General features: G+C 41.4%; 23 protein-coding genes and 2 tRNA genes. 22 read left to right on the top strand and 3 right to left on the bottom strand.

What is annotated here, in order from left to right; genetic code table 11:
• The first annotated feature begins 7 nt into the window (after window positions 1-7).
• Window positions 8-463 (top strand): 23S rRNA (pseudouridine(1915)-N(3))-methyltransferase RlmH, encoded by a 456-nt coding sequence (locus WKT03_RS04555; protein ID WP_117784971.1) that lies wholly within the window; start codon window positions 8-10, stop codon window positions 461-463.
• Here WKT03_RS04555 and WKT03_RS04550 read toward each other — a convergent pair.
• A complete protein-coding gene (locus WKT03_RS04550; protein ID WP_117784970.1) occupies window positions 447-860 on the bottom strand; it encodes a 23S rRNA (pseudouridine(1915)-N(3))-methyltransferase RlmH in 414 nt (137 codons plus the stop codon). The two genes, WKT03_RS04555 and WKT03_RS04550, sit on opposite strands and share 17 nt — an antisense overlap.
• A 179-nt stretch (window positions 861-1039) precedes the next feature.
• Between WKT03_RS04550 and WKT03_RS04545 the strand changes: the two genes are divergently transcribed.
• The 17 genes from WKT03_RS04545 to WKT03_RS04465 all read left to right on the top strand — a co-directional run bounded on the left by WKT03_RS04545 (window position 1040) and on the right by WKT03_RS04465 (window position 20524).
• Window positions 1040-1849 carry a Cof-type HAD-IIB family hydrolase gene (locus WKT03_RS04545; RefSeq protein WP_118675120.1) on the top strand — a complete coding sequence of 270 codons (810 nt, stop codon included), beginning with the start codon at window positions 1040-1042 and terminating at the stop codon, window positions 1847-1849.
• A 162-nt stretch (window positions 1850-2011) separates the two neighbouring features.
• On the top strand, window positions 2012-3229 hold the full coding sequence (locus WKT03_RS04540) for an LCP family protein (RefSeq protein WP_021943252.1): 1218 nt from the start codon (window positions 2012-2014) through the stop codon (window positions 3227-3229).
• Between the two features lie 199 nt (window positions 3230-3428).
• Window positions 3429-4124, top strand: coding sequence for a UMP kinase (pyrH, locus tag WKT03_RS04535; protein ID WP_334296768.1), 696 nt, complete (start codon window positions 3429-3431; stop codon window positions 4122-4124).
• A 21-nt stretch (window positions 4125-4145) separates the two neighbouring features.
• Window positions 4146-4691, top strand: coding sequence for a ribosome recycling factor (gene frr, locus WKT03_RS04530; RefSeq protein WP_008401599.1), 546 nt, complete (start codon window positions 4146-4148; stop codon window positions 4689-4691).
• A 12-nt stretch (window positions 4692-4703) separates the two neighbouring features.
• Window positions 4704-5432: an isoprenyl transferase gene (locus WKT03_RS04525; RefSeq protein ID WP_340390972.1), complete on the top strand. Its 729-nt coding sequence runs from the start codon at window positions 4704-4706 to the stop codon at window positions 5430-5432.
• Window positions 5433-5444: 12 nt separating this feature from the next.
• On the top strand, window positions 5445-6242 hold the full coding sequence (locus WKT03_RS04520) for a phosphatidate cytidylyltransferase (RefSeq protein WP_008401601.1): 798 nt from the start codon (window positions 5445-5447) through the stop codon (window positions 6240-6242).
• Window positions 6243-6382: 140 nt separating this feature from the next.
• Entirely contained in the window at window positions 6383-7525 is a 1143-nt protein-coding gene (gene dxr, locus WKT03_RS04515; RefSeq protein ID WP_340390971.1) for a 1-deoxy-D-xylulose-5-phosphate reductoisomerase, read from the top strand.
• A gap of 3 nt (window positions 7526-7528) precedes the next feature.
• Window positions 7529-8626: a M50 family metallopeptidase gene (locus WKT03_RS04510; RefSeq protein WP_340390970.1), complete on the top strand. Its 1098-nt coding sequence runs from the start codon at window positions 7529-7531 to the stop codon at window positions 8624-8626.
• 16 nt (window positions 8627-8642) lie between these two features.
• Window positions 8643-9701, top strand: a complete 1059-nt coding sequence (gene ispG / locus WKT03_RS04505) for a flavodoxin-dependent (E)-4-hydroxy-3-methylbut-2-enyl-diphosphate synthase (protein ID WP_008401604.1) — start codon at window positions 8643-8645, stop codon at window positions 9699-9701.
• 3 nt (window positions 9702-9704) lie between these two features.
• Window positions 9705-14249 (top strand): PolC-type DNA polymerase III, encoded by a 4545-nt coding sequence (locus WKT03_RS04500; RefSeq protein WP_340390969.1) that lies wholly within the window; start codon window positions 9705-9707, stop codon window positions 14247-14249.
• Window positions 14250-14807: 558 nt separating this feature from the next.
• A tRNA-Glu gene (locus WKT03_RS04495) sits at window positions 14808-14879 on the top strand.
• A gap of 125 nt (window positions 14880-15004) precedes the next feature.
• Window positions 15005-16411 (top strand): cysteine--tRNA ligase, encoded by a 1407-nt coding sequence (gene cysS / locus WKT03_RS04490; RefSeq protein ID WP_118614896.1) that lies wholly within the window; start codon window positions 15005-15007, stop codon window positions 16409-16411.
• The gene (locus WKT03_RS04485) at window positions 16396-16854 is read left to right on the top strand and encodes a Mini-ribonuclease 3 (protein ID WP_008401608.1); all 459 of its coding nucleotides are present in this window, start codon (window positions 16396-16398) and stop codon (window positions 16852-16854) included. The genes cysS and WKT03_RS04485 overlap by 16 nt, the downstream gene beginning before the upstream one ends.
• A 15-nt stretch (window positions 16855-16869) precedes the next feature.
• Complete coding sequence (gene rlmB, locus WKT03_RS04480) at window positions 16870-17625, top strand: 23S rRNA (guanosine(2251)-2'-O)-methyltransferase RlmB (protein ID WP_340390968.1); 756 nt, start codon at window positions 16870-16872, stop codon at window positions 17623-17625.
• 15 nt (window positions 17626-17640) lie between these two features.
• Window positions 17641-18243 (top strand): sigma-70 family RNA polymerase sigma factor, encoded by a 603-nt coding sequence (locus tag WKT03_RS04475; RefSeq protein WP_117807699.1) that lies wholly within the window; start codon window positions 17641-17643, stop codon window positions 18241-18243.
• Window positions 18244-18268: 25 nt separating this feature from the next.
• Complete coding sequence (locus WKT03_RS04470; RefSeq protein WP_340390967.1) at window positions 18269-19543, top strand: ComEC/Rec2 family competence protein; 1275 nt, start codon at window positions 18269-18271, stop codon at window positions 19541-19543.
• A 30-nt stretch (window positions 19544-19573) separates the two neighbouring features.
• Window positions 19574-20524 carry a cysteine-rich small domain-containing protein gene (locus WKT03_RS04465; protein ID WP_340390966.1) on the top strand — a complete coding sequence of 317 codons (951 nt, stop codon included), beginning with the start codon at window positions 19574-19576 and terminating at the stop codon, window positions 20522-20524.
• A 5-nt stretch (window positions 20525-20529) separates the two neighbouring features.
• Here WKT03_RS04465 and WKT03_RS04460 read toward each other — a convergent pair.
• A tRNA-Thr gene (locus tag WKT03_RS04460) sits at window positions 20530-20602 on the bottom strand.
• Between the two features lie 171 nt (window positions 20603-20773).
• On the opposite strand from WKT03_RS04460, the gene WKT03_RS04455 reads away from it, so the two are divergent.
• Both WKT03_RS04455 and WKT03_RS04450 read left to right on the top strand, forming a co-directional pair.
• Window positions 20774-22438, top strand: coding sequence for a glutamine--tRNA ligase/YqeY domain fusion protein (locus tag WKT03_RS04455; RefSeq protein ID WP_044946142.1), 1665 nt, complete (start codon window positions 20774-20776; stop codon window positions 22436-22438).
• Between the two features lie 19 nt (window positions 22439-22457).
• A complete protein-coding gene (locus WKT03_RS04450) occupies window positions 22458-23072 on the top strand; it encodes a hypothetical protein (protein WP_340390965.1) in 615 nt (204 codons plus the stop codon).
• Window positions 23073-23312: 240 nt separating this feature from the next.
• Here the strand turns inward: WKT03_RS04450 and WKT03_RS04445 are convergent, their stop codons facing one another.
• Window positions 23313-24032 carry a DUF6062 family protein gene (locus tag WKT03_RS04445; RefSeq protein WP_340390964.1) on the bottom strand — a complete coding sequence of 240 codons (720 nt, stop codon included), beginning with the start codon at window positions 24030-24032 and terminating at the stop codon, window positions 23313-23315.
• Between the two features lie 347 nt (window positions 24033-24379).
• Here WKT03_RS04445 and WKT03_RS04440 point away from each other — a divergent pair, with 347 nt between their 5' ends.
• Together WKT03_RS04440 and groL are read left to right on the top strand one after the other, a co-directional pair.
• A complete protein-coding gene (locus tag WKT03_RS04440; protein ID WP_021943267.1) occupies window positions 24380-24667 on the top strand; it encodes a co-chaperone GroES in 288 nt (95 codons plus the stop codon).
• Between the two features lie 35 nt (window positions 24668-24702).
• Window positions 24703-26334, top strand: a complete 1632-nt coding sequence (gene groL, locus WKT03_RS04435; RefSeq protein WP_119963225.1) for a chaperonin GroEL — start codon at window positions 24703-24705, stop codon at window positions 26332-26334.
• Window positions 26335-26478 lie beyond the last annotated feature (144 nt).

Below are 26478 nucleotides of genomic sequence, written 5' to 3'. Positions count from 1 at the left end.
ATGCATGATGCTGTTCAAGATCATATGTGTTGGAAAGATAAAAGAAGAATATTATAGCAGTCAGATACAGGAACTCTGTAAACAGATCAACAAAAAGAACCGGGTAGAGATCATTCAGAGTGAGGATGAGAAAATACCGAAGAATGCATCCGATGCTGTAAAGCAGAAGATCATTGAAACAGAAAGCAGAAACAGTCTTGCAAGTATCGGCAAAAATGATTTTGTGATCGCTCTTTGCATAGAAGGTAAAAAATATACAACCGAACAATTTGCGGCAATCATACGTCAGGCAGAAGAGCGGGAATATGAAGCAGTATCCTTTCTGATCGGTGGTTCTCTGGGAACTTCAAACGAACTTATCAGACGTGCAGATGTGAAAATGAGTTTTTCGGATATGACATTCCCGCATCAGTTGATGCGTGTCATGTTGCTTGACCAGATCCGTATTATTTGTGATAAGTAATGTTGTTATTGATGGTATAGGCACGATAGAGCTGTTCCGTAAAGGCAATCAGGCAGATCTCGTTAGATAATGTCATACTGGAAACAGAAAAGATCTGATCGGATAAAATCGGCAGATCATCCGGAGAAAATCCAATAAAATAACTGATTTTTGAATATCCGCCCAAGGCATAGTCAGAGATCATTCGGGCAAAGGCTTCGGAAGAGATCGTGTGCTTGCCTGTCTGGTCAGGGGTGATCAGGATATTGATATCGCTGCCTGCAAAGGCAGCTTTTTTTTTGCCTGCACAGCAGACTGTAGCTTTACAGAAAGGTGACAGCCGCTTGATATATTCATGAACAGCCGCTTTTATATTTGGTGCCAGATTTTTTTCTTTTATATAGATCGTATAATTCATGCCAAAACTCCGAAATTTAATAAAAAAGATGCATTTATGATTGATTATTATAATACAATCGCACCGTCAATTACAATAGAATCGCATTTTTTCGGGTAAACTACTGGACAAAGAGGTGAAACTACTATATATTATCAACTTGATCATTACAAATTGAAGATAAACGTGGAGATAACAAGATGAAGAAGATAATAGCACTTGATATTGATGGTACATTGACTAATTCGAAAAAAGAGATCACAAAGCCTACACTGGATAAGATCATGGAGATCCAGAAAAAAGGACATGTTGTGGCAATTGCATCCGGACGGCCGCTGCCTGGAATCCGGAAGATTGCGGATGAACTGGAACTGAATCAGTATGGTGGATATGTGCTGGCATTCAATGGCGGACGTATCGTGAATTACAAAACAGGTGAGATCGCATATCAGGCATGTGTAGATAATGAGATCGCAAGAAAAATATATGATTACTGTGTTGAGAAAAAGATTGGGATGGTGACTTATAAGGATGACGTCGTTGTAACAGGAACCCCGGTTGATGATTATATGAGTCTTGAGGCAAGGATCAATCGTATGGAGATCGTACAGGTGGAGGATTTTCGTTCCTTTATTGACTTCCCGATCAATAAGTGCCTGCTGACAGCAGAACCTGATGTTGCAGAGCAGGTGGAGCAGGAGCTGGTAGCCCTGTATGGAGATTCGGTTACTGTTTTCCGTTCCGAGCCTTTCTTTGTTGAGATCATGCCAAAGGGTGTGCATAAGGCAACATCCCTTGAAAAGCTTCTGGAATATCTGCACATGGATGTAAAGAATCTGGTTGCCTGCGGAGATGGATATAACGATCTGACGATGATCGAATATGCGGGTGTCGGTGTGGCGATGGCAAATGCACAGGAGATCGTAAAGGAACATGCAGATTATGTAACACTCTCAAATGACGAAGATGGTCTGGTTCCGGTTATTGACAAATTTATCCTGGGCGAATAAAGAAGACAGTCCGGCGTAAATGTTATATTTTTATGAACAGGTTGAATTTGAATATTATTTGTAGTAGAATACACCTTGTTTGTTCGTGGAAAATTGACATTTTGTACGAAAAATAGTTCTGTTGAGATGAAACATATACACAAACGTATAGGAGAATGAATAATGAGCGATAATATTTTTAGCGATGAAGATTTCGACGATTATGATGATATGGAAGATACAGCAGCAAAGCGGGCACAGAAAAAATCTGCTGAGCGCAGATCTTCCGGAAAAAAGAAGAAAAAGAGTAAAAACAAACCATGGATCATTGCCCTTATAGCAGAAATACTGGTGATCATTCTTGGAGGTGTCCTTTTTGTAAATGCTTATATCAATTCAGCATTTAATAAAATGAATTTTGAAGAGTTAAAAGACGTTAAGGTGAATGATGACCTTGCAGAAGAAACCGTAAAGAAGATGACCGGTTATACAACGATCGCATTATTCGGTGTAGATAGCCGTGATATTGATATGGTAGAAAGCGGAGCACGATCCGATGCAATCATCATTGTAAGCATTAACAATGATACACAGGAGGTTAAGATGTCTTCTGTATATCGTGACACATATTTGGAGCTTGCAAATGATTCCAAGAGCTATGAGAAGGCCACACATGCTTATGCTTATGGCGGAGCTTCAGAGGCGATCAATACATTGAACAAGAACCTTGACCTGAATATTACAGCTTATGTAACTGTAAACTTCAAGGCATTGACAGAAGCAATCGATGCACTTGGCGGTCTTGATATCGAATTGAAGTCCAGCGAGCTTGACAAGCTGAATCAGTGTATCGATGAACAGCAGAGAGTCAATGGCATCCAGTCTACGTATGTATATGATACAGGTGTTGTACATCTTGATGGTGTTCAGGCTACCGCATATGCAAGAATCCGAAGTACAGACCAGGGTGATATCACCAGAGCATGGAGACAGAGAAAGGTTATCAGCCTTATGATCGAAAAGGCAAAGAGTGCCGGAATCTCCAAGTTAAATGACTGCCTGAATGCAGTTGTAGATGATATCAGCTCCAGCCTTACAAAGAAAGAGATTATGGATCTTGCAACGAACTGCTTCAATTACAAACTGGAATCCTCAACCGGTTTCCCATTTACATGGTCAACACCAACACTTGGAAGTAAGGGAAGTCTGGTTGTAGCAGGAGATCTGGAGAACAATGTAGTCGTTCTTCACAGATATCTGTTTAACGATTATGATTATGTTCCATCCCAGACAGTTAAAAATATCAGTGCAAATATTATCAACGATACAGGATATTATAACCAGATCGATCTGGATACGTTTACAGTAGATGATGATCCGGATTCAATCGTTAATAAATAGTATATAGAAACATACCAGAAACGAAAGAACATCATGAAACCAGTCAGATTTTGTGGTGTTCTTTTTGTTATGGAGAACAGATCCGGAGCTTCAATAATTTGAATAAAATCTTTCCAACTTCCTGTTTGAAATATAGTTATATTGTGCTATACTAGGATAGAAAAATTTTGAGAAAACATAAGAGGTTACAATTATGGAAATGAACAGAGTGTTATTGAAACTTAGTGGAGAAGCACTTGCCGGAGAAAAAAAGCAGGGCTTTGATGAAAAGACTGTATATGATGTTGCCGGACAGGTAAAGAAGATCCTGGATAAAGGAATCCAGCTTTGTGTAGTAATCGGTGGTGGTAATTTCTGGCGTGGCAGAACCTCAGAAAATATGGATCGTGTAAAAGCAGATTCAATCGGCATGCTTGCAACTGTTATGAACTGTATCTATACCGCAGATGCTTTTCGTGTATTTGGAATCAAATCACATATCATGACACCATTTGCATGCGGAACAATGACAGAGCTGTTCAACCGTGATAAAGCTGTAGAATATATGGAGCAGGGAGAAGTTGTTTTCTTTGCCGGAGGAATCGGACATCCGTATTTCTCAACAGATATGGCAACTGTTCTTATGGCGGTTGAAGTAAAGGCAGATGTAGTCTTATCTGCAAAAGCAATTGACGGCGTATATGACAGTGACCCTAAGACAAATCCAAATGCAAAGAAATATGACAGCATGCAGATGAAAGACATTGTTGATAATAAGCTTGGAGTTATCGATCTTGCATCTGCAGTTCTTGCAATGGAAAACAAAATGCCGATGATGTTATTCGGCTTAAATGGTGAAGACAGTATTGTAAAGGCCGTTACCGGTGGCTTTACAGGAACATATGTGAACGTATAAATAAACAGGAGGAACAAAGATATGTTGACACAGTACGAAGAGAAAATGACGAAGACAGTTGAAAACCTGGAAGGGGAATATGCTACGATCCGTGCAGGACGTGCCAACCCTAACATTTTAAATAAGATCAAGGTAGAATATTATGGTGTACCGACACCGATGCAGCAGCTTGCAAATATCACTGTACCGGAAGCAAGAACGCTGATGATCGCACCATGGGAGCCATCACTGGTAAAGGCGATCGAGAAGGCGATCCTGAATTCAGATCTTGGGCTGACACCAAACAATGACGGTAAGAACATCATCCTGAATTTCCCTGAACTGACAGAGGAAAGAAGAAAAGAGATCGTTAAGGATATTAAGAAAAAAGGTGAGAATGCAAAAGTTGCTATCCGTAATGTCAGAAGAGATGCAAACGATGCGATCAAGAAGATGGAGAAAGCCGGAGATATCTCAGAGGATGAATTAAAGACAAACGAGGATAAGATCCAGAAGATGACAGACAAGTATGTTGGTCTGATTGATAAGGCTATTGAGAAGAAATCAACAGAGATCTTAACTGTTTAATTTGGAGTAATTATGAATAAAGAAATAAATGGAGAAATGATCAATATTCCTGAGCATGTTGCGATCATCATGGATGGAAACGGAAGATGGGCGAAGAAACGACTGATGCCAAGAACCTATGGACATTCAGAGGGCGCAAAGGCAATCGAGCGAACATGCGAGAATGCAGATGAACTTGGTATTAAATACCTGACTGTATACGCATTTTCTACCGAGAACTGGAAACGTTCAGTAGAGGAAGTATCTACGATCATGAATATTTTCCGCAAGTATCTGGTTGACAGCATCGAGCGATCCAATCGGAATAACATGCGCGTAAGGATCATCGGTAAGCGCGAGGACCTTCCGGAGGATATCGTGGAGAAGATGGATAATCTGGAGAAAGCTACAGCAAATAATACAGGACTTCAGTTTTCTGTAGCAATTAACTATGGCGGACGGGATGAGATCACAAGAGCGGTCAGACAGATTGCATCCGACTGTATGGCTGGAAAGTTATCACCGGATGCGGTTACAGAGGATACAGTCAGTGCCTACCTTGATACAAAGGAACTGACGGATCCGGATCTGTTGATTCGTACCAGCGGAGAGCTTCGGACATCGAATTTTCTTCCATGGCAGATCGCATATTCGGAATTTTATTTTACGGATGTGTTATGGCCGGACTTTGATATGGACGAGCTGGTTAACGCATGTCGGTATTACAGTCATAGAGACCGTCGGTATGGCGGGGTAAAATAAAGAGGAAATAATATGTTTAAACAACGGGCAATTAGTGCAGTGATCCTGGTGATCATTGCAGCAATCACACTTTATTTTGGCGGAGCACTTACATGTCTGGTAATGTGTGCGGTTTCGCTGATCGGTGTGATGGAGTTACTTCGTATATATGGGCTGAACAAGAAAGGACTTGGATATGCAGCTTACGGTGCAACGGTTTTTTATTATGCATTGTTGTATTTTGACCTGCATCAGTTTATATTACCGTTGATCGCGGTCTATATGCTGGTCATCCTTGCAATCTATGTGCTCACATATCCGAATTACAAAGATAAAGAGATCATGGCGGCATTTTTTGCATTTGTATATGTAGGTGTAATGTTGTCGTATGTGTATCTCATACGAGATATGAAACATGGACTGATTCTTGTTCTGCTGATCTTTGTCAGCTCCTGGGGTAATGATACCTGTGCCTATCTGGTCGGACGCGCGATCGGTAAGCACAAGATGTCACCGATCTTAAGCCCGAAGAAGAGTATCGAGGGTCTGATCGGCGGAATCGTTGGAGCAGGAATATTAGGTGTTGTATTTGGTTTGATTTATAATCATTTCATGCAGGTTGCACATTCTGTATGGATATTTGCATTGATCGGAGCTGTATGTGCGCTTCCTGCAGTTATCGGGGATCTGGCGGCTTCTGCAATCAAGAGAAATAATGATATCAAAGATTATGGCAAGCTGATACCGGGACATGGCGGAATCCTTGACCGGTTTGACAGTATTATATTTACAGCACCAATTATGTATTATCTTATATTATATTTGTTGTAATCAGAAAAAGCAGTGTGGGAGAGCGTACAGATGAACTGTGCTCATAATTACGCTGCTTTTCCTTTATGTCGCATTGGAAATAGTGCAGACAGATAAAAATGTTAGATACAGATGTTTGAAATGGGTAAAGGAGAACAAATATGAAACATGTAGCTATCATTGGATCCACAGGATCTATAGGAACACAGACACTTGAGATCGCAAGATGGAATCAGGATATAAAAATCTGTGCTTTATCAGCAGGAAGAAACATAGACTTATTAGAGAAGCAGGCGAGAGAGTTCCGACCGGAGATCGTTGGTCTGTGGGATGAGAAGCTGGCAGATGAATTAAAAGATCGTCTGAAGGATATGGATATCCGTGTCGTATCAGGCATGGATGGGCTGATCGAGATTGCAGAATACAAGACATCGGATATATTAGTTACCGCTATTGTAGGAATGATCGGTATCCGCCCGACTGTGGCAGCGATTAAAGCGGGAAAAGACATTGCCCTTGCAAATAAAGAAACTCTGGTTACAGCGGGACATATCATTATGCCGCTTGCAAAGGAAAAAGGAGTATCGATCCTTCCGGTTGACAGTGAACATTCGGCAATCTTCCAGTCATTGCAGGGAAATACACATGATTCCATTAAAAAAATTCTGTTGACAGCATCCGGTGGACCATTTCGTGGCAAGAGCAGAGAGTTTTTAAAGCATGTGAAATTAGAGGACGCATTAAAGCATCCCAACTGGAGCATGGGAAGAAAGATCACCATTGATTCAGCAACGATGGTAAATAAAGGTCTGGAAGTTATTGAAGCAAAATGGTTATTTGATGTAGCACCGGAAAATATTCAGGTTGTGATCCAGCCGCAGAGTATCATTCATTCAATGGTAGAATATAAAGATGGAGCAGTGATCGCACAGCTCGGTACGCCGGATATGAAGCTGCCGATCCAGTATGCGCTGTTCTATCCGGAACGAAGATACATGCCGGGAGATCGTCTTGACTTTACGAAGCTTTCATCGATTGTGATCGAGACACCGGATATGGATACCTTTCTTGGGTTACGATACGCATATGAGGCAATTGGGATCGGTGGTTCGATGCCTACAGTATTCAATGCAGCAAATGAATATGCAGTAAAGCAGTTCTTAGACAGAAAAATCGATTTTCTTGATATCTATGATATCATCCGTGCATCCATGGATCATCATAAATTGATTGAAAATCCTGATATAGATGAGATTCTTGCAACCGAGCAGGAAGTATATGAATTTATTGAAAGTGGGTGTTAGTTTTTGAATATCATATTGATCATACTTGTTTTTGGTGTCATCATTTTCTTTCATGAGCTAGGACATTTTATCGTAGCAAAGATCAATCATATCACAGTAAAAGAGTTTTCGATGGGATTCGGACCGAAGCTGTTTCAGTTTCATAAGAAAGAAACACAGTATACGCTGCGGCTGATTCCACTTGGCGGCTATTGTATGATGCTCAGCGAAGACGATGAAGAAAACGAAAATGATGAGAATTCCTTTGAGAAGAAATCCATCTGGGCAAGAATGGCGGTTGTACTTGCAGGACCTGCCATGAACTTTGTGATCGCATTTTTATTTTCCATGGTGATCATTCATTTCTGTGGAAGTGATCCTGCGATCATAGGAGCAGTATACAATAAAGATAATATTGAAAAATACCAGATCGAAAATGCCGGGGAATATTTTAATGGTGTATATCCGGCAGAAGAAGCCGGGATATCAGATGGCGATCGGGTATTAAAGATTGAGGGAAGTACAGTTAAAAATTTCCGTGAGTTACAGATCTATCTTCAGATTTATGGAGATGGTTCACCGATCGATCTGACACTTGAGAAAGAAGACGGAACGGTCTATGATACGACGGTACATCCGGCAAAGACACCGGATGGCTATAAGATCGGAATAATGAGTGTCGGTTATCAGCTCCCGAAGAACTTCGGAGAGCTTTGTAAATATTCTGCTTATGAGACCAGATACTGGGTAAAAGCAACCTTCTTAAGCCTGAAGCTGATCGTTACCCGTCAGGTAAGTTCGGATGAAGTATCCGGTCCGGTCGGAGTAGCGAAGAACATGAACGATACCTTCAATGAGGCAGCAAAGAGCAGTGTGCTCGATCTGTTCTTAAACTGGATGAATTATATCGTACTGCTGTCGGCAAACCTTGGCGTTATGAACCTGCTGCCGATACCGGGCTTGGATGGAGGACGATTTATCTTCCTGTTAATTGAAGCAGTAACGAGAAAGAAGGTTCCGAAGGATAAGGAGAATATCGTGACGCTGATCGGATTTGTTCTGGTTATGCTGTTGATGGTTGTGATATTATTTAACGATATCAAGAATGTATTCTTTCATTAGATGAACAGGAGTTAATATGTACAGAGATCATACAAAAGTTATAAAGATAGGAGACCGGGTGATCGGTGGTGGAAATCCGATCCTGATCCAGTCGATGACAAATACAAAAACTAGTGATATAGATGCTACAGTTGCACAGATCTTAAAACTTGAAAAGGCAGGCTGTGACATCATCAGAAGCACCGTAAATGATGATGCGGCAGCGGCGGCAATCCCTGCGATCAAGAAACAGATCCATATTCCGCTGGTTGCAGACATTCATTTTGATTACCGTCTGGCGATTGCAGCGGCTGAGGCGGGAGCAGATAAGATCCGTATCAATCCGGGTAATATCGGTGGTAAGGATAAGCTGGCACAGGTAGTAGCGGTATGTAAGGAACGGAATATACCGATCCGTGTTGGTGTAAACAGCGGTTCCCTTGAAAAAGAATTAGTTGAAAAATACCACGGCGTGACAGCAGAAGGAATCGTTGAGAGTGCATTGGATAAGGTTCATATGATCGAAGACTGCGGATATGACAATATGGTCATCAGTATTAAATCTTCCGATGTTATGATGTGTGTAAAAGCACATGAGCTGATTGCAGATCAGACGAATTATCCGCTGCATGTGGGTATCACGGAATCCGGTACGGTTATGAGCGGTAATATCAAATCCTCTGTAGGACTTGGTATTATCCTGCATGAGGGAATCGGAGATACGATCCGTGTATCTTTAACAGGGGATCCGGTCAATGAGATCATGACAGCAAAGATGATCTTAAAGACGCTTGGACTCCGTACAGGTGGAATCGAACTTGTGTCCTGTCCAACATGTGGAAGAACGGAGATTGATCTGATCGGACTGGCAGAACAGGTAGAAAAGCTGGTTGCCGATTATGATCATCTGAATATCAAGGTTGCTGTTATGGGCTGTGTTGTAAACGGACCGGGCGAAGCCAAGGAAGCAGATCTTGGAATTGCGGGCGGAAAAGGCTGCGGTATCTTGATCAAAAAAGGGCAGATCATAAAGAAGATCGACGAGAAAGATATATTATCAACATTAAAGTACGAGTTAGATAACTGGAGTGAATAGAACGTGCCGGTAGAAGCAAAATTATTTTTTGAAGTATTTCCTGAACTGAATATGGATAAAGAGCTGTCTTCCCTGTTTGAGGATACGATGATCGAAAAGGTGGTAATGAAGCAGGCAGAACGCCAGCTTATTATCAGCCTGCTGTCGAAGCACCTGATCAGCCGTCCGAAGATTGTACAGGTGGAAGATATCATTTGCGGACATTTATTTCGTGGACGTGGTTATAAGGTCATCATTGATGACCGTTATGAGCTGTCTTCCCAGTACAATACCAGAACCTTAACAGAGGTATATAAGGACAGTATCTTGTATGATGTCGAGAAGATCAGTCATGTTGGATATCGTTTATTAAAGCGGGCAGAATGGTATTATTCAGATGATATTATCACGCTTGCGATGGAAGACAGTAAGCTTTCAAAGAGCCATTCGATCGGGATCAAAAAATATCTGGAGGAGACCTATAAGAAACGGTTCGGTATGGATATCAAGGTCGGTTTTGATTATACGGAATCTGATAAAGAGATGCTCCGCCGTGCAAATGAACAGAAGATGAAGCTTGAGATTGAGGCAATCTTAAGTAATGTACATGAGGATGCGGATTTGACCTTGGATGGTAAATCAGTAGATAAAAAGAAGCTGGTCGGAGAAGGCAAGAAGGATGCTCCGGCTGAAAAGAAAGCACCTGCACAGGACGAAAAGCCGAAGGAGACATTTGCCGCCAGAAGGAAGAAATATACCTCGAATGATCCGGATGTATTCTATGGCAGAGACTGCGAAGGGGAACTGGTAAAGATTTCTACATTAGTAGATGGTATCGGTGAAGTCTGTATTCATGGTCAGTTGATCAAGATGGAAGAAAAGGTTCTCCGAAACGGTAAGACCTTATTCATCTGCAATATTACGGATTTTGAAGATACGATCGCATTTAAGATATTTGCATCAGAGGATGATGTGCCGGTTTATAAGGATGAGTTAAAAGAAGGAAGCTTCTATCGGTTAAAGGGTGTGCCGTTATACGATACTTTTTCCAAGGAGTTAAATATTGCATCTGTGCGTGGTATCAAGCATATACCGGATTTCCGTGTGCCAAGAGTTGACACATCGCTTGAAAAACGTGTGGAATTACATATGCATACGGTTATGAGCGAGATGGACAGTGTTGTTGATATCGAGAAGATCGTGAAACGTGCAAATGACTGGGGACACCCGGCGATTGCAATCACGGATCACGGCGTTGCACAGGCATTCCCGATCGCAGCACATGCAAAGGGTATGAAGGATGGCTTTAAACTGATCTTTGGCTGTGAGGGATATTTTGTCGATGACCTGAAGAATCTGGTTATCAATCCCAAAGGACAGGCTTTGAATACAGAATATATCGTATTCGATATCGAGACGACCGGTCTTAGTCAGAAGAAGAATAAGATCATAGAGATCGGAGCTGTAAAGGTAAAAGATGGAGAGGAGATCGATCGTTTCTCGGAATTTATCAATCCGGAAGAACCGATCCCTTATAGTATAGAGCAGTTGACTTCCATTACAGATGAGATGGTTATGCATGCACCGACCGTCGACGTGATCCTGCCGAAGTTTTTGGAATTCTGTGGTGATGATATCGTTGTTGCACATAATGCAGCATTTGATACCGGATTCATCAAGAAAAATGCCAAAGATCTTGGAATGAAATTCGATAATACGATCATGGATACCATGACACTCAGCCATGTGTTATTGCCGGAGCTTGGTAAGTTTACACTGGATCGTGTCTGTAAGGCGTTAAATGTAAAAAATGAACATCATCACCGTGCTGTTGATGATGCAAATGCAACCGCAAAAATTTTCGTAAAATTATATGAGATGTTAGTGGAACGTGGCGTAAAGACGGTGGAGGATGTAAATGAATTAGGTTCTGCATCGGATGATACGATCAAAAAAGGCAGAACATATCATGGCATCATTCTGGCAAAAAATGAGATCGGCCGTGTGAATCTGTATCGTCTGATTTCTGAAGCGCATGTCAGATACTTCAACCGCAGACCGCGTATGCCTATGAGCATGATCAATAAATACAGAGAAGGACTGATCTTAGGTTCTGCCTGTGAAGCAGGTGAGCTGTTCCGTGCGGTCGTAGATGATGCACCGGATGAAGAAATTGCAAGACTTGTTAATTTCTTTGATTATCTGGAGATACAGCCGATCGGAAATAACGAGTTTATGACCAGAAAGAAGGAGAATCCTTGTACGATTGAGGATCTTCAGAATTATAATAAGCGTATCGTGGAGCTTGGACGATTATTTAATAAGCCGGTTGTTGCAACCTGTGATGTCCATTTCCTTGATCCGGAAGACAGTATCTATCGTGCGATCATCATGAAAAGTAAAGGTTTTGAGGATGCAGTTAATCAGCCTCCGCTTTATTTCAGAACGACGGAAGAAATGTTGGCGGAATTCGAATATCTGGGAAGTGAGAAAGCCAGAGAGGTTGTTATCACGAATACAAATCTGATCGCGGATATGGTGGAATATATGGACCCGGTTCGACCGGATAAAGCACCGCCTATTATCGAGAATTCAGATGAGACACTTACGAATATCTGTTATGAAAAGGCTCATAAGATCTATGGACCGGATCTGCCGGAGGTTGTTGTAGAACGACTGGAACGTGAGTTGCATTCCATTATATCAAATGGATTTGCCGTTATGTATATCATTGCACAGAAGCTTGTGTGGGATTCCAACGATCATGGCTATCTGGTTGGTTCCAGAGGATCTGTAGGTTCTTCCTTCGTAGCAACGATGGCAGGTATCACAGAGGTAAATCCTTTGTCGGCGCATTATATTTGTCCGGAGTGTCATTTTGTTGATTTTGATTCCGAGCTTGTAAAATCATATTCCGGTATGTCGGGATGTGATATGCCGGATCGTGACTGCCCTCGATGCGGTCATCCACTGATCAAAGAGGGACACGATATCCCATTTGAAACCTTCCTTGGATTCAAAGGAGATAAGGAGCCGGATATCGATCTGAACTTCTCCGGTGAATATCAGTCATGTGCACATGCTTACACAGAAGTGTTATTCGGTAAGGGTAAGGCATTCCGTGCAGGAACTGTAACAACGGTAGCAGATAAGACAGCGTATGGTTATGTATATAATTACTTCAAAGATCTTGCAAAGGATGAAGCGAGAGCAGAAGCTACGGCAATGGGAGATCTGACCCAGAAGGAGATCGAGAAATATGTCGATGAAAAGGCTATCGTCACGAAACGAAGCTGTGAGATGGAACGTCTGGCAATCGGATGTACCGGCGTTAAGCGTTCGACCGGACAGCATCCGGGTGGTATGATCGTTCTTCCAAGGCATGAGGAGATCTATTCCTTCACACCGATCCAGAAGCCGGCAAATGATATGACGACGGATGTCGTAACATCTCATTTCGAGTACCATTCGATCGATCATAACCTGTTGAAGCTTGATATTCTCGGTCATGATGATCCTACGATGATCCGAAGACTGGAGGATCTGACCGGTCTTGATGCAACCACGATCCGGTTAGATGATCCTGATGTTATGGCGTTGTTCCATGGAACAGAAAGTCTTCATATTACACCGGAGGATATCAATGGCATTCCGCTTGGCAGTCTGGGTGTGCCGGAGTTCGGTACGGATTTCGCCATGCAGATGTTAATTGATGCAAATCCACAGAACTTCTCGGATCTGGTGCGAATCGCAGGTCTGGCGCATGGTACGGATGTATGGCTTGGAAATGCACAGGAGCTGATCAAATCCGGTCAGTGTACGATCTCGACCGCAATCTGTTGTCGAGATGATATCATGGTATATCTGATCCATATGGGCCTGGAATCCGGTACAGCGTTCCAGATCATGGAGAATGTCCGAAAAGGTAACGTAGCTAAAGGCAAATGTGCAAAATGGGAAGAATGGAAAGAGGATATGAAGGCACATGGTGTACCGGACTGGTATATCTGGTCGTGCCAGAAGATCAAGTACATGTTCCCGAAAGCCCATGCGGCGGCTTACGTTATGATGGCGTGGAGAATTGCATATTTTAAGGTGAATTATCCGCTTCAGTATTATGCAGCGTTTTTCAGTATTCGTGCATCAGCCTTCAGTTATGAGATGATGTGCTTTGGAAAAGAAAAGGTACTGTATCATATCAATATGATACAGAGTATTGATAAGAATAAACGAACTGCAAAGGATGAAGATAAGTTAAAGGATCTGAAGCTGGTTCTTGAGATGTATGCGAGAGGTTTTGAGTTCATGCCGATCGATATCTATGTGGCGGATGATATCCGTTTTCAGGTAATAGACGGTAAGATCATGCCGTCACTGGCTTCCATTGAAGGAATGGGAGAGAAGGCTGCAAAGCAGTTGAAGGATGCAGCCGGCAAAGGCAAATTTATCTCAAAGGAAGATCTGCAGGCTCATTCTAAGATTGGAAAGAGTGCGATCGACAAGCTGTCAGAGCTTGGCATCTTAGACGGTATGCCGGATACCAACCAGCTTACCTTTGACTTTGTATAGACGGGCAGACCCGCTGCATAGATCTTCCTTATATCATTTGTTACGCAGAACGTTTGCACTCTGTTTCTTACGTAGTGGTACTAAACTCGCTCCGTATAAAGGAGCTCGTTAAGGACCAACGTAAGAAAAGGTCTGCTTCACAAAGATATAAGGAAGATCTATGCAGCAGCCCTGTATCCCTTTCATTACGCAAAACACTTGCGTTCTGTTTTTCACGTAGCGGTACTAAGCTCACTGCTTACAGCAGTTTGCCAAGTACCGACGTGAAAAAAGGTTTGCTGCATGAAAGAATACAGAATCAGGACTTGGCAGATAAAAGGTATTGTTTCTGTCTATGATAAAATTAATGCAAAAATATGCTAAGTTGTATTTAGATATAAGGAAGATCTATGTAGCAGCCCTGTATCCCTTTCATTACCAAAACACTTGCGTATTTGATTGACAATGCCCTTATTACAAGCTAAAATATGGTCAGTACAAAAAAATGTAAATTTACTGAAAAAAAAGCTTGCATTTTATCGTAGCTTCTGGTATATTAAACAAGTCGCTAAGATATATGGTTCATTGGTCAAGCGGTTAAGACGTCGCCCTCTCACGGCGAAAACAGGGGTTCGATTCCCCTATGAACTGCTATTTGATAACCTGGAAGTTTTTTCCAGGTTTTTTCTTTTTTATGCATAATCTATAATGCATGATAAAACTGCTTTGAATGAAAGACAGGCGAAAATAAAAACTATATTTATTGGAGGATTCCCATGAAGATTTTTAATACTCTTACAAGAACAAAAGAAGAATTTGTACCGATCAATGAAGGTAAAGTAGGAATCTATGTCTGCGGACCTACCGTATATGATTATATCCACATCGGAAACGCAAGACCAATGATCGTATTTGACACATTGAGACGGTATCTCACATATAAGGGATACGATGTAAATTACGTATCCAATTTTACAGATGTTGATGATAAGATCATCAAACGTGCAAATGAAGAAGGTGTTGATTCCAAGGTGATCTCTGAGCGCTTCATTGCAGAGACAAAGAAGGATATGGCAGCGATGAATGTACAGGAAGCTACGACACATCCAAAGGCTACCGAAGAGATCCCGGATATGATCGAGATGATCAAGACACTGATTGAAAAAGGACATGCATATGAAGTAAATGGCACGGTATATTTCCGTACCAGAAGCTTTGCAGATTATGGTAAATTATCTCATAAGAATATTGATGATCTGGAATCCGGACACAGAGCAGAGAATCATCAGCTTAAGGTTTCCGGTCAGGATGAGAAGGAAGATCCGTTGGATTTCGTTCTTTGGAAGCCAAAGAAAGAGGGAGAACCGTTCTGGGAGTCACCATGGGGTGAAGGAAGACCGGGCTGGCATCTGGAATGTTCTGTTATGTCTAAGAAATATATCGGTGATATCATTGATATCCATGCAGGTGGTGAGGATCTGATCTTCCCACACCACGAAAATGAGATTGCACAGAGTGAAGCAGCAAATGATAAGGAATTTGCAAGATACTGGATGCATAACGGTTTCTTAAAGATCAACAACGAGAAGATGTCCAAGTCACTTGGCAACTTCTTTACAGTAAGAGAGATCGCAGACAAATATCCACTTCAGGTTATCCGTTTCTTTATGCTGTCTGCTCACTACAGAAGTCCATTGAACTTCTCGGCTGATCTGGTAGAGGCATCCAAGAATGGTCTGGAACGTATCCTGACTGCTGTTGACAAGTTAAAGTCACTTGCGCCGGCAGATGTGGAGGGTTCCGATGTTTCTGTCGAGGCAGAATTAGATGGATATACGAAACGATTTGAAGCAGCTATGGACGATGATCTGAATACAGCAGATGCGATCTCAGTTATCTTTGAATTAGTAAAATATACAAATATCAATATTTCAAATGATACACCAAAGAAAACAGTAGATCTGGCAATCCGGACGATTGAGAAGCTGTGTGATATTCTTGGTATCATTACAGAGCGGGAAGAAGAACTGTTAGATTCTGATATCGAGGCTTTGATCAATGAACGTCAGGAAGCAAGAAAAGCAAAGAATTTTGCAAGAGCAGATGAGATCCGTAACATGCTCAGTGATAAGGGCATTATTCTTGAGGATACAAGAGAAGGAGTAAAATGGAAAAGAGCTTAGATCAGTATTTTACTGCGATATTGGGTGTAGAAGATTCCAATCCGGCAGAATATTCCGGGCTGGCGCTTGCTTATATAGGGGACAGTGTATTTGACCTTTTAGTAAAGACCGTTCTGGTATCAAAGGATAACAAGCAGGCATTCAAATATCATAAAGAAGCTATTCATATCGTAAATGCAGAGTCACAGGCAGGTTATATCGATCTGTTGGAAGAGAAACTGACCGAGCAGGAAATGGCGATATATAAGCGTGGAAGGAATACAAAGACACATTCCAAGGCAAAGAATGCATCGGTAGGACAGTACAGGAAAGCTACCGGTTTTGAAGCGCTGATCGGCTATCTTTATCTGAATAAAGAATATGACCGTTTATTTGAGTTGACAAGAGACTGCCTGGAATCAAAACAACTGATTGAGCATTTACAATCTGATGATGTGGATTAGAAATGGAGCATAAGCATGGAAGAAAACAGAAATGAAAAGTTTGAGATAGAGGGTAGAAATGCAGTTATGGAAGCATTTCGTTCCGGTAAAACAGTTGACAAGTTATATCTGCAGGATGGCTGTCATGATGGCAGTATCAATTCAATCGTGCGTGAAGCAAAGAAGCAGGAGACGATTATTAATTATGTTTCGAAAGAGAAGCTGAACCAGATGTCTTCGACCGGAAAACATCAGGGTGTGATCGCTCATGTGGCAGCCTATGAATATTCAGCGATCGATGAGATCTTTGCAAAGGCTGAGGAAAAAGGACAGCCGCCATTTATCTTTATTTTGGATGGGATTGAAGATCCTCATAATTTTGGTGCGATCGTTCGTACAGCGAATCTGTGCGGTGCACATGGCGTTATTATTCCGAAACGAAGAGCAGTCGGAATCACAGCAACAGTTGTTAAGGCTTCTGCCGGTGCAATCGCATATACACCGGTGGTTAAGGTAACAAATCTGGCGAAGACGATTGATGAATTGAAAAAACGTGGTATGTGGTTTGCCTGTGCCGATATGGATGGAGAACTGATGTACCACTGCAATCTGACCGGACCGATGGGACTTGTGATCGGAAATGAGGGTACAGGTGTCAGTCGTCTGGTAAAAGAAAAATGTGATTATGTTGTATCTATACCGATGAGTGGTGATATCGATTCATTAAATGCTTCGGTTGCGGCCGGAGTATTGGGATATGAGGTTGTCCGTCAGAGAATGGGTGTAAAATAGGGGAGTACCAACGCCGTGTGTGTGTATGAAAGAAATACCGATGAAGAAAATATCCGGTTGATCCGGGAAGAAAATGATAATGCCGCTTTTGAATATCTGATCAAAAAGTACATGGGGATTGTAAAGAAAGAGAGTCGTGCCCTGTATATTATCGGTGCAGAAAATGAAGACATCATTCAGGAAGGAATGATAGGGCTCATTAAAGCTATCCGAAGCTTTGACGGAAGCAAAGGGGCATCTTTTTCTACATTTGCAAATCTGTGTATCAAGCGACAGTTGATCACTGCGGTGAAGCTGTCGAACAGGAAGAAGCATTCTCCGCTTAATTATTATGTATCATTTTATACGGAAAATGACGATGATGTTGCGCTTGTGGATGAGCTGCAGGCAGATCAGGCATTTGAACCGGAGAATCAGATGCTTGGGCAGCTGGAATCCCAGAAGCTTGCGGAGACGATTGATAAAAAACTCAGCAAATTTGAAAGACAGGTGTTAGAAGGATATCTTGCCGGAAAAAGCTATGATGAGCTAGCGGAAGCATTTGGAAAGCCGTATAAATCTATCGATAATGCGATCCAACGAATACGAAAGAAATTACGGGATATAGAACAGGATTAAAGATATAATTCTGGGGGAGCAACTTATGATAAATTCTATAAATAAAAAGAATGGCCTGAGGAAAGTGATGATTGTTGTCGGCATGTGCTTTGTCCTTGGGCTTTTTTCAGGATGTCTGGATTTATCGGATGAAACGAACGAAAATCAGACAGGAAATACAACAGAGAATATAACAGAATCGATTGACAGTACGGAAGCTACGTCAGATGAGCAAATAACTTCGGAAGCGAATATCGGGGGTACAACAGACGATCTTGCCGGACTTGCAGTTACTTTCTTAGATGTCGGTCAGGGGAATGCGGTGTTATTTTCCTGTGATGACCATTACATGATGATGGATGGAGGCCCGTCGTCAGCGTCTTCATTTGTCGTGGCATACCTGAAAAAACAGAATATAGAGTCACTTGATTACGTGATCGCGAGCCATTATGATTCCGATCATATAAATGGTCTGGTGGGTGTGTTGAATGTATTTGACACAGAGACTTTTATCGGCCCGGATTATGTTGCAGATACAAAGATCTATGATTCGTTGATTGATAAGCTTGCGGCGCAGAACCTGACTATTACATTCCCAAAGGCAGGGGATTCTTATACCTTTGGTGATGCGGTATTTACAATAGTAGCACCGATTACTTATAGTGATGATAATGAAAATGATAATTCTGTCGGAATTCGTATGACATATGGGGATACTTCATTCCTGATCTATGGGGATGGAGAGGAAGCCGGTGAGCAGGCAATGATCGCATCCGGAGAGGAACTTTCCAGTGACGTTCTGATGGTCAGTCATCACGGCAGCAGAAATGCCACAACAAAAGAGATATTAGAGGCTGTTAAGCCCAGTTATGCGGTAATCAGCGTTGGGGCAGATAATTCATATGGACATCCGACCGAAGAAGTGCTTGATCGTCTGGCAAATGCAGGATGCACGGTGTATCGTACGGATCTGAATGGTACGATTCAGGCGTACAGTGATGGAAAAACAATTACTTTTATACCGGAACGGCAATCAGATATGTCAGGGGTGGGAGAGAATCAGAATCTGTCGGATGATACAACGAAGACAGATAATGTAACAAGAGAGAGTACGACAGAGAAAGTTCAGACGGAAATAGAAGCAGGATCAGAAAAGGCAGCAGAGCATACTTATATTATTAATACAAATACAGGAAAGTTCCATGAGCCGTCCTGCCGTTCAGTAAAGCGCATGAATGACAGCAATAAGAAAGAATATATCGGAAGCCGGGATGATTTGATCACGCAGGGGTATGAGCCATGTAAGATCTGTAATCCATAGGGTATGTTAAGAATGGAAGGATAAACGGATATGAAAAACAATTACAGATTTTTTCAGAATCGGGATTGTGAATTTTTCCCATGTCATAAAATAGAAAATGAAGATTCCTTTAATTGTCTGTTCTGTTATTGCCCCTTGTATCTGAAGGAAAACTGCCTTGGAAGTCCTGATTATATCTTAAATGGGAAAGGACAGAAAATCCGGGATTGCAGTAAATGTACGATCGTACATCGCCCGGAGATGTATGATGCAGTGATTGCACAGTTTCAAAAGCAGGACTGTGTGGTATTCGTCAGTATTTGGGATCTGAAGGATGAAATCATGGGGCGGATCGCAGAAATTGCTTCATGGGAACAGATGGAGCCGGAGAGCAGAAAAGAGCATAAGGATGAAGCCGAGAAAACGGTTATGCGTTTTTTATCCAGATACAATAATCGAAACCGGTATCTGGTACCTGTACTTTTGCAGCCATTTTCCAGAGACTGTATTAAGTCTGATGGATTTATGCTCGGCAAAAAGAATATTTCATGCCGGATACTGGAACGAATAGATCCGTCAAAGATTACACAGGGATATCTGTATGCATTTCATGCCCCGGAGATCCAGATCGAGGAGATGGATTCATTACTTGGAACTTATTATCTGGAAACCTTTCAGATTGCATGTATGGATATTGTAAGAAAATGGATAAGAAAATACCTGGAACGAAAGCACAGTGTAGAGTCGGGGCATTACTGCAGTCATTCTTTTGGACCCGGTTATTATGGAATGCCATTGGAAGCTGCCGGAATTCTTTGCAGCCTGATGGATACGGAACAGGTTGGAATCAGTTGGCATAAAGAACGAATGGAGCCGATGATGAGTCTGGCAGGAATTTATCTGATCAGTGAAGAACCACTGATACAGAACTGGAATGATTGTGAGAACTGTATCGGACAGTCCGTTGGATGTGAATACTGTATAAATAAATCCGGACATTAAAAAAGAGCTACTAACGGGAGTCGGACCCGTGACCTCCACATTACCAATGTGGCGCTCTACCACCTGAGCTATAGTAGCAACAACATTAGTTAATATATAGTAAAATGATGTATTTGTCAATAAGAGATTTACTGAAAGTTATTGAAAATTACTGAGTTTTGCTGAGTTTTAGAATTTGCAGTTGAGGCTTTATGTAAAATGTGATAGACTTAAAAAAGTCATGCTAATTATATGAAGGAGGCATTAATGATGGCAGAAGAATCAATCGGGAAAAATTTTATTGAACAGATTATTGATAAAGATATAGCGGAGGGCAAGGTAACGAAGGTAGTCACAAGATTTCCTCCGGAACCGAATGGATATTTGCATATAGGACATGCCAAATCCATATTATTGAACTATGGTCTTGCACAGGAATATGGCGGACAGTTTAATCTGAGATTTGACGATACGAATCCAACAAAGGAAAAAACAGAATTTGTAGAATCCATATTAGATGATGTAAGATGGCTGGGTGCCGATTTCGGAGACAGAGTATTCTTTGCATCCAATTATTTTGACCAGATGTATGAAGCAGCAGTCAAGTTGATCAAGAAAGGCAAGGCATTTGTATGTGATCTGACGGCAGATGAGATCCGTGAATACCGAGGAACTCTGACAGAGCCGGGTAAAAACAGCCCATACAGAGACAGAAGTATTGAAGAAAATCTTGCATTATTTGAAGCAATGAAGAACGGGGAGTTCCCGGATGGAAGCAAGGTGCTTCGCGCAAAGATTGATATGGCATCACCGAATATTAATATGCGCGATCCTGTTATCTATCGTGTTGCCCGTATGACACATCATAATACAGGGGATAAATGGTGTATTTATCCAATGTATGATTTCGCTCATCCGATTGAGGATGCGATTGAAGGTGTAACGCATTCTATCTGTACACTGGAATTTGAGGATCACAGACCTTTATATGACTGGGTAGTACGGGAACTGGAATATGAGAACCCACCAAAGCAGATCGAATTTGCAAAGTTATATCTGACAAATGTAGTTACAGGTAAGAGATATATTAAGAAGCTGGTAGAGGATGGTATCGTAGATGGCTGGGATGATCCAAGACTTGTATCGATCGCAGCACTCAGAAGACGAGGATTCACTGCTTCTTCTATTAAGAAGTTTATGGAGTTGGTTGGTATCTCAAAGAGCCAGAGCTCTGTTGATTATGCGATGCTTGAGTATTGTCTGCGTGATGATCTGAAGCTTACAGCAAACCGTTATATGGCAGTCCTGAATCCGATCAAGCTGGTGATCGATAATTATCCGGAGGATCAGGTAGAATATCTGCCGGTTGAAAATAATCAGGAAAATGAGGAAGCAGGCTCCAGAGAAGTTGCATTCAGCAAATATCTCTATATTGAAAGAGATGATTTCATGGAAGAACCGCCTAAGAAATATTTCCGTCTGTTCCCTGGCAATGAGGTACGTCTGAAGAATGCATATTTTGTAACCTGTACAGGATATGAGAAGGATGAAGATGGAAATGTAACAGTTGTTCACTGTACTTATGATCCTGCGACCAAGAGTGGTTCAGGATTCGAAGGAAGAAAGGTAAAAGGAACGATACACTGGGTATCAGCAGAAAGTGCAATTGATGCTGAGGTTCGTTTATATGAGAATATCGTGGATGAAGAAAAAGGTAAGCTGAATGAGGATGGTACTTTGAATCTGAATCCGAATTCATTGACCGTATTACAGGGATGTAAGCTCGAGAAAGCATTTGAAGATGCAAAACCCGGTGAAGCATTCCAGTTCCTTCGTAATGGATTCTTCTGTGTAGATTCCAAAGACTCTACTAAGGAGCATCCTGTATATAACCGTATTGTTTCATTAAAGAGTTCCTATAAGCCGGGAAAATAAAATTTAGTCTATTAAAAGTATGAAAAATGATATATCAGAATTAGAAAACAGAAAATTATATATCCTGATCTCCAAGACACACACAGTTCCTGCAAGAATCATCAAATTCTGGACAAAAGAGCCATATGCACATGCATCCATTGCATTGGATCTGGAGCTTCGGGAGATGTACAGCTTCGCCAGAAAGGGAATCTATAATCCATTCAACTGCGGATTCATTATAGAAGATATTGATACCGGAATATTTGGCAGAGATGTTGAAACAAGCTGTGTTGTTCTGGAACTGACCGTGACAGATAAGCAGTACAGACATGTACTGCAGGAGCTTGCGGCATTTAAAACAAATGCTGATCGCTATCGGTATAATTTTTGGGGACTTTATGGTGTTATACGAAATAAGGCGATTGAGAGGAAATATAATTATTTCTGTTCCCAGTTCGTGGCATGTGTGTTAGAACGTTCTGGTATACATATTCTCGATAAACAACCGGGGCTTGTAAGGCCGGATGATTTTCGGAAGAACAGTAATGTTAAGGTGATTTACAAAGGCCTGCTCAGAAGATATCGTGAATACCTGTGGACACATGATCTGGCACAGGCATTTGGCGGTCATGTAACCAAACAGGCAATGTAAAAAGGTGACAATATTGCTGTGAATTTTATACTATATAAAAAATACTGTGTACATTACACTCGCTATTATGAAGCAAACCTGCCCGAACGCCAGTCCTTAGTGAGCCGTATAATACGGCGAACTTAGTACTGCTGCGTTGAGGGTAGAGCGAAAGCGTTTTGCGGAATAATATGTGAAGTGCAATGTACACAGTATTTTTGTGTGTATCCTATGTTTATCAGGCAGTAATATTGTCGCTTTTTATTCTACAAATGTATGATTAGCCTTGATTATGCCGCGAGGTAGGGCATCCTTTGAGTTCTTCCATGGTTCATTCTTGAATCGATAGTCGAATTTATCGATGAACCATCCGATATCTCCGTTGACACGTTCCATGTTTTCAAAATATAAGTGATTCAAGGCTTCTATGAATTCTTCACATTGGTTTTTGGACAGCTTTGTGACAGAGGTATCGTAGAGGATACCGTAGTGGTAAGTACAGAAGCCCTTGCTGCTTTTGAAGGTGTCCTTGAATTCAGGATCTTTTTTCCACATATGAAAGATCGTATCGACATAGCGGTCAAAGGTACGATTCATACGGTCACAGATAAAGCAGGAGCTTTCCAGTTCTTTGATATATGCACCAACACCGGAAAAATTTGACTGCTTGGAAAAAAGTCCCGGTTTTGCAGGAGTTCCTTTTTCTGATAAAGTTTTCAGCTCCCGGATCGTTTTATCAGTGTGTGTTTTTAACATCAGGGCAAGTCCCAGACGATTCTTTTCTTTATATAACATGCCGATGTGATGGGAGCAGAAGCCCATTTTATCTGTCATAGCACGATTATCGTCTTCCATATAGCTTGGTCCCATCGTATATTCGATGGCATGTTCCTCCAGCGTTTTCTGCATCTGACAGAGAGGACATTCACAGTCTGCATGAAAGGCATCGTTGACAGGTATTGTGTATAATTGTTCAGCCATAGTATTCTCCATTTCTATATATCATTTGGATAGCAGTCTTTGAACAGGCGTTATCCTGTATCATGTCAGAAATCATCGGTTTGATTCCTGTATTAGAAGCATATCATGCAACACCTGAATTTACAAATCAAAATCGCCGGTTTTCGTTCTGAATTCAGGGTATATTTCATATAATGTAAGAGACCTTGTCCATTTAATATATTTTTTATCATTTTAGGGGTTGATTTTTTCCACAAAATGAATACAATAATAATTGTGTTAGCACTCAAGAGATATGAGTGCTAGGAACTGCCGGAGTACATAAGGCAGATAAGAACGGATTTAATATGTTAGGAGGAATATATATTATGAAATTAGTACCATTAGGAGACAGAGTTGTATTAAAACAGTCCGTAGCAGAAGAGACAACAAAATCAGGTATTGTATTACCGGGACAGGCAAAAGAGAAGCCACAGTATGCAGATGTTGTAGAAGTTGGTCCCGGAGCTGTTGTCGATGGCGTTAAGGTTCCTATGGAAGTAAAGGCAGGAGACAGAGTTATTTATTCTAAATACGCAGGAACAGAAGTTAAGCTCGGTGATGATGAATATATCATCGTAAAACAGAGTGACATTCTTGCAGTTGTAAGTGAATAATCAGATAGCAGAAAAACAGTTGGAGGTAGAAAGAAATGGCAAAGGAAATTAAATACGGAGCAGAAGCCAGAAAGGCTCTTGAAGCAGGCGTAAATCAGTTAGCAGATACAGTAAGAGTAACACTTGGACCAAAAGGAAGAAACGTAGTTCTTGCAAAGTCATATGGTTCACCACTTATCACAAATGATGGTGTTACAATTGCAAAGGATATAGAGCTGGAAGATGCATTTGAGAACATGGGTGCTCAGATCGTAAAAGAAGTAGCAACAAAGACAAATGATGTTGCAGGTGATGGTACTACAACAGCTACTGTTCTTGCTCAGGCAATGATCAATGAAGGTATGAAAAACCTTGCAGCAGGTGCTAATCCAATCATCCTCAGAAAGGGTATGAAGAAGGCTTGTGACAAGGCTGTAGAAGCAATCTCAGAGATGAGCCAGACAATCAACGGCAAAGAGCAGATCGCAAGAGTTGCATCTATTTCAGCCGGTGATGATGAAGTTGGACAGATGGTTGCAGATGCTATGGAAAAGGTATCAAACGATGGTGTTATCACGATTGAAGAGTCCAAGTCCATGAAGACAGAGCTTGACCTCGTAGAAGGTATGCAGTTCGACAGAGGATATATTTCAGCTTACATGTCAACTGATATGGAGAAGATGGTTGCAGAACTTGATAATCCATACATCCTGATCACAGATAAGAAGATCACAAATATTCAGGATATCCTTCCGGTACTTGAGCAGATCGTACAGGGTGGTCAGAAGCTTTTGATCATTGCGGAAGATGTAGAAGGTGAAGCACTTACAACATTGATCGTAAACAAGTTAAGAGGTACATTCCAGGTTGTAGCTGTTAAGGCTCCGGGTTATGGTGACAGAAGAAAAGAAATGTTACAGGATATTGCTATCCTTACAAACGGTAAGGTTATTTCCGAAGAACTCGGTTATGATTTAAAGGATACGACATTAGATGACCTTGGCCGTGCTAAGAGTGTAAAGGTAACAAAAGAGAATACAGTTATCGTAGATGGTTTCGGAACAAAGGAAGATATCCAGGGCAGAGTAAATGTTATCAAGGCTCAGCTTGAAGAGACAACATCTGAATTCGATAAAGAGAAGCTTCAGGAAAGACTTGCAAAGCTTGCAGGTGGTGTAGCAGTTATCCGTGTTGGTGCAGCTACTGAGACAGAGATGAAGGAAGCTAAGCTCCGTATGGAAGATGCATTAAATGCTACCAGAGCTGCTGTTGAAGAAGGCATCATCGCAGGTGGTGGATCAGCATATATTCATGCAGCTAAGAAGGTTGCAGAACTGGTTGCAGACCTTGAAGGCGATGAGAAGACAGGTGCTAAGGTAGTTCTTAAGGCTATGGAAGCTCCATTATTCCACATTTCAGCAAATGCCGGTCTGGAAGGCTCTGTTATCATCAATAAGATCAAAGAATCACAGCCGGGTATCGGTTTTGATGCATACAATGAGAAGTATGTAGATATGATCGAAGCAGGTATCATCGATCCTGTTAAGGTTACAAGAAGTGCTTTACAGAACGCAACATCCGTAGCATCTACATTACTGACAACAGAATCTGTTGTAGCTGATATTAAGGAAGATGCTCCAGCTATGCCGGCAGGTGCAGGTATGGGCGGCGGAATGGGTATGATGTAAAAATAAAACATCACTCATAAAGTTCAAATAGAGAATAAAAAAGGAAGATAGTATTGTTTATTATCGTGTAAGATACATGATAGTGACAGGCTATCTTTCTTTTTTTATACACGCATAGACCATATTTCCAGACCTAGTGAAACA

Source organism: Coprococcus sp. HCN-4056 (assembly GCF_037892645.1).
Lineage (GTDB): Bacteria > Bacillota > Clostridia > Lachnospirales > Lachnospiraceae > Coprococcus > Coprococcus ammoniilyticus.
This window is presented reverse-complemented; position numbering and strand designations above follow the sequence as displayed.